Consider the following 13,856-nt stretch of genomic DNA (forward strand, 5'->3'; position numbering starts at 1 on the left):
GCTCACGCCATATCTTTATCCAGCTCCGAATAGTGCCGGAAAATGCCGTCCTCATTGAAGGGGATGCGGCGATCGGATTGAAGATAGCGAGCAATATTGGGCAGTTTCATGACAGCATCATGCAGCGCCGTCAAAAGCGGATAGTGCTGGCCGAGACAGGCGGTTGCGCGTGGAAAAGCATAGCGCAATCCTTCATGGATCTGGAAGAGCGAGAGATCGACATAGGTCAGGCTCTTGCCGAAAATATGGCTCGGTCCATCCGGGTTCTGCTGCAGCACGCGCTCGAAATATCCGAGGAATTTCGGAATACGATTGTCGATGAATTCGGCGGTGCGAGCCTTGGCCTCTTGCTTCTGGTCTTCGTAATATTTCGAAATGGCGATCGGATGATGCGTATCGTGTACCTCGGCGACGAGATCGGTGATCGTCAATTGTAGGCCATTCAACACATGGCGCTGTCCTTCGTCCTTTGGCGCAACACCAAGTTTCAGGCCGAGATACATCAGGATATTCGCCACATGCGGAATAAGGAGGTCGCCATCCTTGAGAAACGGCGGAGCAAACGGGATGCCGGATTCCACACCATTTTCCATGATCGCCAGCATGGCCGGCATTCCCTGCCCTTCGCTGGCCTGGCCACGGCAGATATCGACATAGTCGGCACCGGCATGCTCCAGCGCCAGCCGGACGAATTCGCCACGTCCCTGGATGTCATCCCAATAATAGAGTTCATAACGCATTCGGCTTTCCCTCCCGAGAATTGAAGACAACCACCAGCGACGATCGGCGTAAGGCACTGGTTGGCCTCGCGCGGAAATCTAGCGCCGGTATCGCGGAACGGAAGGGGCGTTGACGATCGCAACCGGCCGAAATGACATCACATCACCGGCCGGAAGCAGGCCAACCACAGAATTCGCGCCTCACACACAGCCTATGAATGCGTGCGATGTTCGTGACGTTTACGCGTCGCGGCCGCCTTCTTTGCGGAGGCGGAGCGCTCGGACGCTGGCCGTTTTGCCGCGGCGCGTCCGCCGATCTTGCCGCCTTTCTCGGAAGATTCATGACTTTCCGGATGACCGCGGCCCGAGCCGGACTTTTTGCCGCCGCCGCTTTCCTTGTTGACGGTCGCCCAAGCGCGTCGCTCCGCTTCTCCGTGAGAAACGCCGCGGTCCTCATAGCCTTCCTCGATATGCTCGGCCTTGCGCTTCTGCTTGCCGCTATAGGCGGATTTGTCTCCTCGTGGCATGGTCTTTCTCCTCACTATGGAAGAAAGACCAACACGTCGTCATGGAAAAGGTTCCGATACACGGCCAGGAGAATTGCGATTGGCCGATAATGGCCACAAGCGCCGCTCATGTCGCGGCGTCCGGCGCTTGGCTGAAGCCGGGAAAAACACGCCGACGGAACGGTCGATGATCAGGATGAGGATCAGTGCCGCCAGAAGATAGATCGCCGCAAGCACGAGAAGGGACGTCACCTCATCACCTCCGCGCTGCCAGCGAAACGCAAAAGACAGCACGCTGCGACGATCGTCGTAACAATCATTTCCGGATCATCTTTACGGCTGCGGCTCATTGCGTGGCTCCCTTCTCACTCAGTAGCACCGATGTGTGACAACTATTTCGCGATTGGGACCCAAATTACCGAAATTATTGAGAATATTTCGCCAACGGCAGTTCAAAAAAGAGAGGCGGCTCGATGTCTGCCATCGAACCGCCCCGTCTCCGCCACACCTCTAAAACCGGCGCGCCCTACGCCTTTGCGGTTGCGGCTTTCTTCGATGCCTTCTTGGAAGCTGGTTTGGCGACCACCTCATCGGCGGCTGCCGCCGCGGCAACCGCCTGCTTGCGTTTGATCTTGAGTTTGGCCTCGCCTCCACCGGCGGTCGTGACACTTTCGTCGAGCGCGGTTCGCTCACCGCTCGCCCGTTCCCAGTGTTCGACATCGCACCCGAAGGGATGACCCTCCTCTTCCCAGATGGCATATGCGCGCTTCTTGATCCATTCGTCCCGAGGTTCCAACATCTGCTGTTCTCCGTTCGCATCATTGAACATGGTTTTGATGAACAATGCCCGTTCTTGAAATGCGGGCTTTCATGCCTCCCCCGAGCAGCCAAGACGCCATGACTTTAAAATGCCATGGCTCGTTTTCTATGGGTCTCGGCTCTCGAACCGCAGTGGCGCCTCAAACAAGAAACAAGGTTACCGTAGGGGACAGTAGCGAAGCAGCCGAAGCACCCTAAGTATGAAGGCGGCAACAATGGTCTTCAATTAAAATTATCTAATAGGATGAGTTTTAGCACCATAATCGACCAAAGATCTTTGATCGCAAGCCCGCTTATTGCAGCTTTTGCGGGCAAAGATATACTCGCGCCATGATCGACCTGGTGGATGCCCATTGGGGCCAAATTCTCGCTGTCCTGTCCATTACGCTGGGGGCAGCCGCCGCGATCCACGCGGCAATGACCAAAGAGGATGTTCGCGCGGCGATCGGCTGGGTCGGTGTCGTCATCCTGTCGCCCATCATCGGTGCCGTGCTCTATGCTTTCGCGGGTATCAATCGCATCCGCCGGGCCTCGCTCAGTTCACAGAGAGACGCACTCTTTCGCAAGGATGCGAATGGAGAACTCTCCAGCTTCGATGCCGATGACGACCAGGTGCGGCGGCTTTTCGGCGAGCGTTTCCGCTCGATGAAAACGCTCGGCGACCGCGTCGTCCGCTATACGATGAGCACCGGCAACACGATCGAAATGCTGAGCAGCGGCGATGCTGCCTATGCGGCAATGAAAGCCGCCATAGACGGCGCCGAACGCAGCATCCTGATGGAAACCTATATCTTCGATCGCGACCCGATCGGCCTGCGCATCGCCGACGCCCTGATCGCCGCCGCCAAGCGTGGCGTCGGCGTGCGCGTGCTGATCGACGCCGTCGGTGCCCGCTACTCCGTGCCGAGTATCATGGGTTATCTCAGCCAGGGCGGAGTGGACGTCAACGTATTCAATGGCAATGTCATCATCGGCCTCAGACTGCCCTACGCCAATCTGCGCACCCACCGCAAGATTCTGAGCATCGACGGGCGGATCGCCTTTACCGGCGGCATGAATATCCGCCAGGGATTCACGCGGGAATTCGCCCACGACCATTACGCCCGCGACATGCATTTCTGCGTGACGGGCCCGGCGATAGCCGATCTCTTCAACACCGCCGCCGAGGACTGGCGCTTTACGACCGGCGAGGTCCTCAGTGGTCCGGAATGGCGGATTGCGGCGCCCTCCAACGAGCCGGGAGCGCCGGTCTTCATGCGGGTGGTCGCTTCCGGTCCCGACCGCAGCGTCGAGACCAATCACAAGATGCTCATCGGCGCCTTGTCGGTGGCGCATAAATCGATCCGCATCATGTCGCCCTATTTCCTGCCGGACCGCGAACTGATCAGCGCGCTGGTCACGGCTGCCCGGCGCGGCGTCGAGGTCGACATCGTCGTGCCGACCGCCAACAATCTCGTGCTTGTCGACCGCGCCATGACGGCGCAGTTCGACCAGATGCTGAAAAATTATTGCCGCATCTGGCGCGCCGAGGGGCCGTTCAATCATTCCAAACTGCTGGCGATCGACGGAATCTGGGCTTATGTCGGCTCCTCCAATCTCGATCCCCGTTCCCTACGCCTGAATTTCGAGGTGGATCTGGAAGTGCTCGATCGCGGTTTTGCCGACACCATCGATGCCCATATCGGCACAATCCTGGAAACGGCGCATCCGGTCGAACTCGAAAAACTGCGGGCACGGCCCTTTGCCATCAAGCTCATCGAGAAGGTTCTCTGGCTCGGTTCACCCTATCTCTGACGGTCGAGCCCCATGGACAATCTGTCCCTGTCGCAGCCTTTTTACATGACAAGGCCGATTGTCGCTTCTTATACTCCCTTGAATGTGCCCGACAGGTCTGATCAAGGAACGGTCGACGGATAGATGAAAAAGAACAAAGAAAGTCTCCGTGCGAGCATTCTGGAAAGCCTGAAGAGCCGAAACAAATCGCGCCCCAAGCCGGCCGGCAAGCCGGATCGTATCGAGGGCACGTTGATCGCCTCCTACAATGTCCATAAATGCGTCGGCGCCGACCGGCGGTTCGATCCGGAAAGAACCAGCAGGGTCATTCATGAGATCGATGCAGACGTCATCGGCCTGCAGGAAGCCGATACGCGTTTCGGGGAACGCACGGGCATTCTCGATCTGCGCCGGCTCGAGCGCGAGACTGGGCTTATCCCCGTGCCCGTCGCCGGCGTTGCCAAGGCACATGGCTGGCATGGCAATGTCGTTCTTTTCAAGCAGGGCACGGTGCGCGAGGTGCATCAGATAAGCCTGCCGGGACTGGAGCCGCGCGGTGCCCTGATCGCCGAACTGGAATTGGCGCGCGGCGGAAACCTCAGGATCATTGCCGCGCATCTCGGCCTGCTCCACCGATCGCGGGCCCAGCAGACACGCCTGATCGTCGACCTGATGAGCGACGGCGGCGAGATCCCGACCATCCTGCTCGGCGACCTCAACGAGTGGCGGCTGGGCGACCGCTCATCGCTCAACACCTTCCAGGCCGCCTTCGGCCCGCTTCCTCCCGCTGTTCCGAGCTTTCCCTCGACGCTGCCGCTGCTGGCGCTCGATCGTATCATGGCAAACCGCCGCGGCATGATCTCGGCGGTCGAGGTGCATGACTCGCCGCTGGCCCGCGTTGCTTCCGACCATCTGCCCATCAAGGCCGTGGTCAGCCTGGAAACACTGGACAGTGACGCAGAGGCACGGTCGCAGACCGCCTAAGGCGCGCAAAAGTGTGCAGCGGTTTCGCGCGACATGCGAAAAATCAAGAACTTAAAGCGCCCGGAGCGAATCTGAAAGATCGCGATGCGCTTTGGACATCATCGATACGCTTCATGTTAACTTCGCATATATAGGTGATGACTGCCGAAAAATCATCTTATAACCTGCTCGCCGAAGAGACCGATCCCGGAGACAATCATGCTGAAAACTCTATTGCTGACTGGCGCCGCCGGCGGCGTCGGCCAGGCAATCAGGCCGCTTCTGTCGCAAATCGCCGAGAGCGTCGTATTGTCCGATCTGGCGCCGATAACCGATCTGCGTCCGAACGAGCGTTTCGTTGCCTGCGACCTTTCCGATCGTGGCGGCGTCGACGCCATGGTTAGGGGTGTCGATGGCATCATCCATCTGGGCGGCATCTCGGTGGAGAAGCCCTTCGACCTGATCCTGCCGGGCAATATCGTCGGTCTCTATAATCTCTACGAGGCGGCGCGCGCCGCCGGCAAGCCGCGCATCGTCTTTGCAAGCTCCAACCATACGATCGGCTTCTATCGCCGGGACGAGCGGATCGACAATAAGGTACCAACGCGGCCGGATTCGCTTTACGGCGTTTCGAAGGTATTCGGCGAAGCGGTCGCCAGCCTCTACTTCGACAAGTTCGGCCAGGAAACGCTTTCGGTGCGCATAGGCTCCTGCTTCCCCGAGCCGCGCAATACGCGCATGCTCGCCACCTGGTTCAGCGTCAGGGATTTTCTCTCCCTTTGCGGCTGCGCTTTCGACGCCCCCAGGCTCGGGCACACGATCGTCTACGGCGCCTCCGACAATGACGAACAATGGTGGGACAACAGCAACGCTGCCTTCCTCGGCTGGAGGCCGCGCGATAGCGCAGCACCTTGGCGGGCCGAAATCCTGTCGAAAGCGCCTCCGGAGGATCCGAATGATCCGACCGTCATCTACCAGGGCGGCGGCTTTGCCTCAGCCGCCCATCCGGAGGACTGATCCTCAGGCAATTCCAGGAAAAGTGCGCTGCGGCCTTCCTGGAATTGCTGGAAAACAACGACGTGGAGCGGCCCGGAGATTCCGAGAAAAGCTGAACCGCCTTAGTTGCCGTTGCGAAACAGCTTCCAGCGTGTCGGCCTGAAGGCGATGCGGTTGCGATCCAAGGCATCCGCCTTGTTCGGCGGCAGTTCGATTTCGATAGGATCGTGCTGGGCGCCGATGTTGATCTCGAGATGGCGGGTGCCTGCCACACGCCTGCTGGCAACGAGCAGGCCCGCGATCGCGCCGCCGTCGCCATCACGGAGCTCGATGTCATGGGGGCGGAAATAGAGGTAGGCTTCGCCATCGGGCTCATGCGGCGTGCTAAGCCCTAGCGGCTTGTCATCGAACCAGATCTCGCCGCTGGTGATGCGGACCTTGAGGCGATTGGACTGACCGATGAAACCATAGACGAAAGGAGAATTCGGCGTGTCGTAGATCTCGTCCGGCGTTCCGACCTGCTCGATAGCACCCTTGTTGAGCACGACGACGCGGTCGGCGAGCTCCAGCGCCTCTTCCTGGTCATGGGTCACGAAGACGGTGGTATGGCCGGTCCGGTCATGGATTTCCCGCAGCCATTTACGCAGGTCCTTGCGGACCTGTGCATCGAGAGCGCCGAAGGGCTCGTCCAGCAGCAGCACGTTCGGCTCGACCGCCATGGCGCGCGCCAGCGCCACACGCTGGCGCTGGCCGCCGGAAAGCTGGGCCGGATAGCGCTTCTCCAGCCCGTTCAGCTGCACAAGTTCCAACAGCTCCACGGCACGCCGGCGAATTTCATCGCGTGGCGGACGGCGCGATGCCGAGCGGACTTTCAGGCCGAAAGAGATATTATCAAGCACGGTCATGTGCCGAAACAGCGCGTAGTGCTGAAACACGAAGCCGATATTGCGCTGCTGCACCGTCTTTCGCGACGCATCCTCGTCACCGAAGAAGATCTGTCCCTCCGTCGGCGTCTCCAATCCGGCAATCAGGCGCAGCAGCGTCGTCTTGCCGGAGCCCGATGGACCAAGAAGCGCAATCAATTCGCTCGAGCGGATATCCAGGGACACATCATGCAATGCGGGAAAGCGACCGAATTCCTTGCGCAGTTTTTGAACGCGAACTTCCATCAAGAATTCCTTCAGTGACGCCGGCTGGCTGCGATCTCTTCGCTATAGCGCATTTCCAGCAACGTCTTCAGTATAAGTGTGACAAGGGCGAGCAGGGCCAGGAGCGTGGCAACTGCGAAGGCCCCCGAGAAATTATATTCGTTATAAAGAATCTCGACCTGCAGGGGCATGGTGTTGGTTTCGCCACGGATATGGCCCGAAACGACCGAAACGGCTCCGAACTCCCCCATGGCGCGGGCATTGCAGAGCAATACGCCGTAAAGCAGGCCCCATTTGATATTCGGCAGCGTGACATACCAGAAGGTCTGCCAGCCATTGGCCCCAAGCGAAAGGGCCGCCTCCTCGTCCGCGCTGCCTTGCTCCTGCATCAGCGGGATCAGCTCGCGCGCGACGAAGGGAAAGGTGACGAACATCGTTGCCAGGACAAGCCCCGGAACCGCAAACAGGATCTGTATGCCATGGCTCTGTAAGTAAGGGCCGAGCACGCTGTTCGAACTGAAGAGCAGCACGAAGACTAGGCCGGAAATAACAGGAGAAACGGAAAACGGCAGATCGATCAGCGTCGTCAGGAAGGCTTTGCCCTTGAATTCGAACTTGGCGATCGCCCATGCGGCGGCAACACCGCAGACGAGATTCAGCGGCACACTGATGCCCGCAACGATCAATGTGAGCCGGATCGCCGCGAAGGTCTCTTCATCGACCAGGGCCTCAAAGAAAGTCTCGATCCCCTTGCGGAAAGCCTCGACGAAGACGGCGGCCAGAGGCAGGAGCACCATCAGCGTCAGAAAGACGAGCGAAATCAATATGAAAATGATGCGGGCCGCCCGGCTTTCGGTGATGACGGAATGACCCGTTTCAGCAGCGGCAGAAAGATCATGCGCCATAGCCATATCTCCTTCTGCTCCACGACTGGATGAGATTGATGATCAAAAGCATGGTGAAGGAAATGAACAGCATCACCGTCGCGATCGACGTCGCCGCGGCGTAATTGTATTCCTCCAGACGAATGACGATGAGCAGCGGAGCGATTTCCGAGACATAGGGCCTGTTTCCGGCGATGAAGATGACCGATCCGTATTCGCCGGCCGCACGCGCGAATGCGAGCGCAAAGCCCGTCAGCGCCGCAGGCGCCAATCCCGGCAGCAGCACGCGCGTGATCGTCTGAAAGCGGTTCGCTCCAAGGGTTGCCGCCGCCTCTTCGACCTCACGGTCGATCTCCTCCATGACCGGCTGCGCCGTGCGAACCACGAAGGGCAAGCCGACGAAAATCAGCGCGATGACGATACCGACCGGGGTGAAGGCGATCTTGATGCCGAGCGGCGCCAGGAACTGGCCGATCCATCCATTCGGCGCATAAAGCGTCGTCAAGGCAATGCCGGCAACCGCCGTCGGCAGCGCGAACGGCAGATCGACCATGGCATCGAGGATGCGCTTGCCTGGAAAGCGATAACGCACCAGCACCCAGGCAAGGATAAGCCCAAGCACGGCGTTGACGAGCGCGGCAATGAAGGCGCCGCCGAAGCTCATGCGCAGCGCATAGAGCGTGCGCACATCAAGAGCCAAAGCCCAAAATTTTTCCCAGCCGAGAGAGCTGCTCTTCCACAGCAAGCCCGACAGCGGAATGAGAACAATGAAGATGAGCCAAGCCAAGGTAACGCCGAGCGCCAATCCGAAGCCCGGAATGACGCTCGGCTGCCGTAACCGCCACCGTTTGCGGATTATAGAATGCATTCAGTCTTATTGTCCCGGCTTGTAGATCTGATCGAAGACGCCCCCGTCAGCGAAGAATTTCGGCTGAGCTTGAGACCATCCGCCGAAATCGTCAATGGTCGCCAGCTTCAAGGCCGGGAAACGGGCGACATCCTTGGGATCTGCCGCTTCCGGCTTGATCGGCCGGTAATAGTGCTTGGCGGCGATCTTCTGACCTTCATCCGAGTACAGATAGTTCAGATAGGCTTCCGCGACCTTGCGCGTGCCCTTGGTGTCGACATTGCCATCGACGACGGCAACCGGCGGATCGGCGCGGATCGAGACGGACGGGGTCACGATCTCGAATTTGTCCGGGCCGAGCTCATCGAGCGAGAGATAGGCTTCGTTTTCCCAAGCAAGCAGAACATCGCCGAGGCCACGCTGAACGAAGGTCGTCGTCGCGCCGCGCGCGCCGGTATCGAGAACCGGGACATGCTTCAGGAGTTGGGCGACATATTCCTGCGCCTTGGCATCGTCGCCGCCATTGGCCTGCTTGGCCCAGGCCCAGGCCGCAAGGATATTCCAGCGGGCACCGCCCGATGTTTTCGGGTTCGGCGTGATGACTTCGACGCCGTCCTTGACCAGGTCCGCCCAGTCCTTGATGCCCTTGGGATTGCCCTTGCGCACCAGGAAGACGATTGTCGAGGTATAGGGAACCGAATTGTTCGGGAACTTGGTCTTCCAGTCGGCGGGGATCTTGTGCGTCGCCTTGGCGATCGCGTCGATATCGCCTTCAAGCGCCAGCGTCACGACATCGGCGTCGAGACCATCGATGACCGAGCGGGCCTGCGCGCCGGAACCGCCATGCGAAGCCTTGATGTTGATGGTTTCGCCCGTATCCTTCTTCCACTTGGCAGCAAAAGCGGCGTTGAAATCCTTATACAATTCACGCGTCGGATCGTAGGAAACATTGAGAAACGTCTTGTCCGCCGCCCAGGTCGGCGCAACGGCCGCGACTGAAAAACCGCCGATCAGAACCGCGGTGGCGAGAAGCCGGGAAAGCTTTATCGTCTGCATGGATGCACCCCTTCGTTTGTCCCTAAACCCTATCAACTTGGTCGTATAAAGTAACGAAGACCGTTCCCGTTTTGGGCAACTCCAGAGAACAGCATCCCATAGAATCCCGAAAAGTGAAATCACATTCCAGAATAGCGGGCAGCCGCTTGATCCGAGCGCCCTCAGACGACGGAGTCGGACATAAAAACCGAATAGAGCTCGTCGGCGCTCCTGGCCTGCCGCATCGCCGTCAAGACGCCCTCTGTGCGCAGCCGCCTGGCGATCGCGGCAAGCACATTCAGATAGTCGCTGCGGCCGCCTTCCCCGAAAAGCAGCACGAATGCCCATTCCGTCGGAACGTCGTCTATAGCCTCGAAATCGACGGCATGGGCAAAGCGCACCATCAATCCGCGCGGTCTGGTCATGCCGGCGATAGCGGCATGCGGAACGGCAACGCCATTGCCGATGCCGGTGGTGCCCAGCCTCTCGCGAGCCTCCAGCACCCGCAGGACCATGGCCTCATCCAGGCCGAAGCAACTGGCCGCCTTCGATGACAGCATCTGCAGCGCCCGCCATTTGGTCGGCACCGACAGGCCGATGAAGGCATGTTCGGGAAGAATGATCGTGGAAAGGTCCATGGTCGCACTCAAGGTCGAGCAATCGGTCGTTCTGAAATGATTTTCATCGTTGCGAGATCGAGGTGGAAATACCTCGACAACGGATTAGAGGTACTGACGACATCAATCCGGCTCGCGCAGGCGATAGCCGACGCCCGTCTCGGTCGTGATATAATGCGGCTGATCGGGAATCTCCTCGATCTTCTGCCGGAGCTGGCGAACATAGACGCGCAGGTACTGCACGTCGGCCGCCGGCCCCCAGATCTGCTTCAACAGGAACTGATGCGTCAGCACCTTGCCGGCGTGCTGGGCAAGCACGCGCAGGATGTCGTATTCCTTCGGCGAAAGCTTGATCTCCTTGCCGTCGACCTTGACGATGCGCTTGACGAGATCGATGGAAAGGCCGCCGGTCTGGAAGATCGCCTTCTCGCCCTGCTGCTGCAGCCGATGGCGCAGCGCCACGCGAATGCGGGCCGCAAGTTCGTTGACGCCGAAGGGCTTGGTCACATAGTCGTCGGCGCCGCTTTCGAGCGCCTTGACGATACCGGCCTCGTCCGTGCGGCTGGATAGAATGACGACCGGGATCTGCACCCCATCCTCGCGCCATTCCAAGAGCAGATCCTGGCCCGATTTGTCGGGGAGGCCGAGATCGAGCACGATCAGGTCGGGCTGGTCCTCGTCCACCGAGGCTCGAGCAGACGCTGCATTCTGCGCCTCGTTGACGACGTAGCCCTGGGCACCGAGACCGACGCGCAGCAATTTGCGGATCGGCGGCTCGTCATCGACGACGAGAATCTTGACGGCGGTGGTGTTCATTTCAGTTCATCCAGCTTCGGGACATCTGTTGGTTTTGGCAGGCGAATGGTGAAGACAGCCCCTTGCCGATCCGTTCTGTTGCCGGCGGCGATCGTGCCGCCCATCGCCTCGATGAAACCGCGGCAGATGGAAAGGCCAAGGCCGGTGCCGGCGCGCACCTGATCGCCCTTGCGCACGCGGTAGAACGTATCGAAGACGCGTTCGAGGTCGGCGGGCGGAATGCCCTGCCCCTCATCCATGACCCTGAAGACGATATTGTCGATATCGGCCCAGGCTTCGAGGCGGATGGCCGATCCTTCCGGCGCGTATTTGGCGGCGTTGTCGAGCAGGTTGAACAGCACCTGCTCGAACAGCACCGGATCGACCTTCACCATCGGCAGATCGACGGGCATCTGCACGTCGACGCGGTGATGGGCCAGGATTTTTTTCGCCCTCCGCAACGCGCTGCCGACGATATCGCCGGCATAATGCAGGGCATAATTCGGCTCCATGGCGCCGGATTCGATCTTGGTCATATCAAGCAGATTGGCGATGAAGCGGTTGAGCCGTTCGGACTCATCGATAACGGTGGAAAGAAGGTCGACCCGGTCTTCGTTCGGCAACGTCTCCAGATAATCGCGCAAGGTTCCGGCCGCACCGAGGATGGCGGCAAGCGGCGTCTTCAGGTCATGGGAAATGGATGTCAGCAGCGCGGAGCGCAGCCGATCCGCTTCCACGGCCAGCTTCGCGCGGTCGACATCGGCCACCAGTTGCACGCGCTCGATGGCGAGTGCCGCCTGGTCGGCGAGAGCATCGAGCAGCCGCTGCTGCTCAGGCGTCAGGAGCGGGCCGTCGCGACGATCGCTATCGAGGCCGATGACGCCGACGGCGGTTCGGCCTGTGCGGAGCGGAACGTAAAGGCGCTTGGCGCCGGGCAACGTATCGGCGCCGCGACCGGCCGCATGATTGTGCTCCCAGGCCCAGCGCGCCGCCGCGATATCGGCGTCATCAAGCGTATCGTCAGGCGGATAGCCGGCCCTGACGGCGATGGTGCCATGCTCGGGAAGAAGCAGCACGACCCGCAGCTTCAGCATCGAGGCCAGCTGAAAGGCCGTTGCCCAGAGAACGTCGTCGAGCGTGCCGGTGCCGGCGAGCTTCTTGGAGAAGAGATAGAGATCCTCGGTCGTCCGAGCGCGCTGTCGCGCCGCCACCGCCTGCCGTTGCACCGTCGCCGTCAGATTGCTGGCGATCACCGCGACGCCTAGGAAGAAGAAGAAGGCGAGCACGCTTTCCGGATCGCTGATCGTTAGCGTATAGCGCGGCGGCAGGAAGAAGAAATTGAAGGCGAGCGCGCCGAGAAAACAGGAATAGAGCGCCGGACGCAGCCCTTGCGTGACAGCGCTGGCAAGAACCGCCATCAGGAAGACGAGCGCTAGGTTGCGCACATCCAGCACCTGATCGAGGATGACGCAGAAACCGAGCGCAATGGCCACATAGAGCGTTGCCAGAATATAGCCGCGCAACTGGAAAGGCGGTGGCGAAGGCGCGACCTTGACGCCGCGGTTCGTCGCCTGGCCATCCGCATCGCTGCCGGAAATGACGTGGACGCTGATGTCTCCGGCCTTGCGGATGAGATCATAAGAAACCGAACGGCGGGACCAATCGCGCCAGGAGCCGATTTTCGGCGAACCGATGACGATGTGGGTCACATTGTTGCTGGCCGAATGGCGAAGCAGTTCCTCCGCCACCTCGCGGCCCGGAAGGGTAATAGCCTCGCCGCCGAGCTGTTCGGCAAGCCTGAGCGTTGCGGCAATCGTGTCACGCTGCGCCTCCGTCAAGCCGATCGAGCGGTTGGTTTCGACATAGACGGCCGCCCAGGGCGCGCGCAGGCGCGACGCCATGCGCGCGGCATAGCGCACCAAGGATGCCGAGCGCGGATGATGATCGATGGAGACGAGCACGCGCTCGCCGGCAGCCCAGGGACCTGGGATCGCATGCGCCTGCATATGGGTCAGGAGCTGGTCGTCGACGCGCTGGGCGGTGCGCCGCAGCGCCAGCTCGCGCAGCGCCGTCAGGTTGCCGGGCGTGAAATAATTGGTCAGCGCCCGCTCGGCCGTCTTCGACACATAGACCTTGCCGTCATGCAGCCGCTTGATGAGATCGTCCGGCGTCAGGTCGATGATCTCGACATCGTCGGCAAGATCGATGATGGAATCGGGCACGGTCTCGCGCACGCGGATGCGGGTGATCTGCGAGACGACGTCGTTCAGGCTTTCGACATGCTGGATATTCAGCGTCGTGTAAACGTCGATCCCGCGTTCGAGAAGCTCCTTCACATCGAGGTAGCGCTTCGGATGCCGGCTGCCATGCGCGTTGGTGTGGGCGAGTTCGTCGACCAGCACCAGTTCGGGACGGCGCTCCAGGATCGCGTCGAGATCCATCTCCTCGAGCGCGCGCCCCTTGTAATCGACATTGATGCGCGGAATGATCTCGAACCCGTCGAGCAAGGCCTGCGTCTCGCGACGGCCGTGAGTCTCGACGACGCCGACGACGACATCGACGCCGTCCGCGATCTTCGCCCTGCCGGACATCAGCATCTCGTAGGTCTTGCCGACGCCGGGGGCCGCACCCAGGAAAACCTTCAATCGCCCGCGTGTCTCGGCCCGCGCCTTTTCGAGAAGCGCATCGGGGGAAGGCCTGCTCAACATGTCGCGGCTTTCATCTGCCATTCGCGGGTCGTCTTTCCTGATAAGG

Annotated in this window: 14 protein-coding genes; 3 read left to right on the forward strand and 11 right to left on the reverse strand. The window is 60.3% G+C overall.

Features of this window, described 5'->3' with window-relative positions:
• Positions 1-2: 2 nt before the first annotated feature.
• The 4 genes from CCGE531_RS23595 to CCGE531_RS23615 form a co-directional block, all read right to left on the reverse strand.
• Positions 3-740: a glutathione S-transferase gene (locus tag CCGE531_RS23595; protein ID WP_120668308.1), complete on the reverse strand. Its 738-nt coding sequence runs from the start codon at positions 738-740 to the stop codon at positions 3-5.
• A 191-nt stretch (positions 741-931) separates the two neighbouring features.
• Positions 932-1,246, reverse strand: coding sequence for a plasmid stabilization protein (locus CCGE531_RS23600; protein ID WP_120668310.1), 315 nt, complete (start codon positions 1,244-1,246; stop codon positions 932-934).
• A 39-nt stretch (positions 1,247-1,285) separates the two neighbouring features.
• Entirely contained in the window at positions 1,286-1,477 is a 192-nt protein-coding gene (locus CCGE531_RS23605; RefSeq protein WP_120669357.1) for a hypothetical protein, read from the reverse strand.
• A 274-nt stretch (positions 1,478-1,751) separates the two neighbouring features.
• Entirely contained in the window at positions 1,752-2,024 is a 273-nt protein-coding gene (locus CCGE531_RS23615; RefSeq protein WP_120669359.1) for a DUF2934 domain-containing protein, read from the reverse strand.
• 350 nt (positions 2,025-2,374) lie between these two features.
• Between CCGE531_RS23615 and CCGE531_RS23620 the strand changes: the two genes are divergently transcribed.
• The 3 genes from CCGE531_RS23620 (at position 2,375) to CCGE531_RS23630 (ending at position 5,797) form a co-directional block, all read left to right on the forward strand.
• Positions 2,375-3,838: a phosphatidylserine/phosphatidylglycerophosphate/cardiolipin synthase family protein gene (locus CCGE531_RS23620; protein WP_120668312.1), complete on the forward strand. Its 1,464-nt coding sequence runs from the start codon at positions 2,375-2,377 to the stop codon at positions 3,836-3,838.
• A gap of 123 nt (positions 3,839-3,961) precedes the next feature.
• Positions 3,962-4,801 (forward strand): endonuclease/exonuclease/phosphatase family protein, encoded by an 840-nt coding sequence (locus tag CCGE531_RS23625; RefSeq protein ID WP_120668314.1) that lies wholly within the window; start codon positions 3,962-3,964, stop codon positions 4,799-4,801.
• A 198-nt stretch (positions 4,802-4,999) separates the two neighbouring features.
• Entirely contained in the window at positions 5,000-5,797 is a 798-nt protein-coding gene (locus tag CCGE531_RS23630; protein ID WP_120668315.1) for an NAD(P)-dependent oxidoreductase, read from the forward strand.
• Between the two features lie 101 nt (positions 5,798-5,898).
• Here CCGE531_RS23630 and CCGE531_RS23635 read toward each other — a convergent pair whose 3' ends face one another.
• The 7 genes from CCGE531_RS23635 to CCGE531_RS23665 form a co-directional block, all read right to left on the reverse strand.
• Positions 5,899-6,945 carry a sulfate/molybdate ABC transporter ATP-binding protein gene (locus tag CCGE531_RS23635; protein WP_120668317.1) on the reverse strand — a complete coding sequence of 349 codons (1,047 nt, stop codon included), beginning with the start codon at positions 6,943-6,945 and terminating at the stop codon, positions 5,899-5,901.
• An 11-nt stretch (positions 6,946-6,956) separates the two neighbouring features.
• Positions 6,957-7,829 carry a sulfate ABC transporter permease subunit CysW gene (cysW, locus tag CCGE531_RS23640; protein ID WP_120668319.1) on the reverse strand — a complete coding sequence of 291 codons (873 nt, stop codon included), beginning with the start codon at positions 7,827-7,829 and terminating at the stop codon, positions 6,957-6,959.
• A complete protein-coding gene (gene cysT / locus CCGE531_RS23645) occupies positions 7,819-8,676 on the reverse strand; it encodes a sulfate ABC transporter permease subunit CysT (RefSeq protein WP_120668321.1) in 858 nt (285 codons plus the stop codon). Before cysT ends, cysW begins: the two co-directional genes overlap by 11 nt.
• Before the next feature lie 6 nt (positions 8,677-8,682).
• The gene (locus tag CCGE531_RS23650; RefSeq protein ID WP_120668322.1) at positions 8,683-9,711 is read right to left on the reverse strand and encodes a sulfate ABC transporter substrate-binding protein; all 1,029 of its coding nucleotides are present in this window, start codon (positions 9,709-9,711) and stop codon (positions 8,683-8,685) included.
• Between the two features lie 161 nt (positions 9,712-9,872).
• Complete coding sequence (locus tag CCGE531_RS23655) at positions 9,873-10,328, reverse strand: PTS sugar transporter subunit IIA (RefSeq protein WP_120668324.1); 456 nt, start codon at positions 10,326-10,328, stop codon at positions 9,873-9,875.
• A gap of 102 nt (positions 10,329-10,430) precedes the next feature.
• On the reverse strand, positions 10,431-11,123 hold the full coding sequence (locus tag CCGE531_RS23660; protein ID WP_120668326.1) for a response regulator transcription factor: 693 nt from the start codon (positions 11,121-11,123) through the stop codon (positions 10,431-10,433).
• Positions 11,120-13,831: a sensor histidine kinase KdpD gene (locus CCGE531_RS23665; protein WP_120668328.1), complete on the reverse strand. Its 2,712-nt coding sequence runs from the start codon at positions 13,829-13,831 to the stop codon at positions 11,120-11,122. The genes CCGE531_RS23660 and CCGE531_RS23665 overlap by 4 nt, the downstream gene beginning before the upstream one ends.
• Positions 13,832-13,856 lie beyond the last annotated feature (25 nt).

This window comes from Rhizobium sp. CCGE531 (genome assembly GCF_003627795.1).
Lineage (GTDB): Bacteria > Pseudomonadota > Alphaproteobacteria > Rhizobiales > Rhizobiaceae > Rhizobium.

Excerpts from the sequence above, each read along its gene's own strand:
- CCGE531_RS23595 (WP_120668308.1), bottom strand. The coding sequence starts at position 740 with ATGCGTTATGAACTCTATTATTGGGATGACATCCAGGGACGTGGCGAA.
- CCGE531_RS23600 (WP_120668310.1), bottom strand. The coding sequence starts at position 1,246 with ATGCCACGAGGAGACAAATCCGCCTATAGCGGCAAGCAGAAGCGCAAG.
- CCGE531_RS23615 (WP_120669359.1), bottom strand. The coding sequence starts at position 2,024 with ATGTTGGAACCTCGGGACGAATGGATCAAGAAGCGCGCATATGCCATC.
- CCGE531_RS23620 (WP_120668312.1), top strand. The coding sequence starts at position 2,375 with ATGATCGACCTGGTGGATGCCCATTGGGGCCAAATTCTCGCTGTCCTG.
- CCGE531_RS23625 (WP_120668314.1), top strand. The coding sequence starts at position 3,962 with ATGAAAAAGAACAAAGAAAGTCTCCGTGCGAGCATTCTGGAAAGCCTG.
- CCGE531_RS23630 (WP_120668315.1), top strand. The coding sequence starts at position 5,000 with ATGCTGAAAACTCTATTGCTGACTGGCGCCGCCGGCGGCGTCGGCCAG.
- CCGE531_RS23635 (WP_120668317.1), bottom strand. The coding sequence starts at position 6,945 with ATGGAAGTTCGCGTTCAAAAACTGCGCAAGGAATTCGGTCGCTTTCCC.
- cysW (WP_120668319.1), bottom strand. The coding sequence starts at position 7,829 with ATGGCGCATGATCTTTCTGCCGCTGCTGAAACGGGTCATTCCGTCATC.
- cysT (WP_120668321.1), bottom strand. The coding sequence starts at position 8,676 with ATGCATTCTATAATCCGCAAACGGTGGCGGTTACGGCAGCCGAGCGTC.
- CCGE531_RS23650 (WP_120668322.1), bottom strand. The coding sequence starts at position 9,711 with ATGCAGACGATAAAGCTTTCCCGGCTTCTCGCCACCGCGGTTCTGATC.
- CCGE531_RS23655 (WP_120668324.1), bottom strand. The coding sequence starts at position 10,328 with ATGGACCTTTCCACGATCATTCTTCCCGAACATGCCTTCATCGGCCTG.
- CCGE531_RS23660 (WP_120668326.1), bottom strand. The coding sequence starts at position 11,123 with ATGAACACCACCGCCGTCAAGATTCTCGTCGTCGATGACGAGCCGCCG.
- CCGE531_RS23665 (WP_120668328.1), bottom strand. The coding sequence starts at position 13,831 with ATGGCAGATGAAAGCCGCGACATGTTGAGCAGGCCTTCCCCCGATGCG.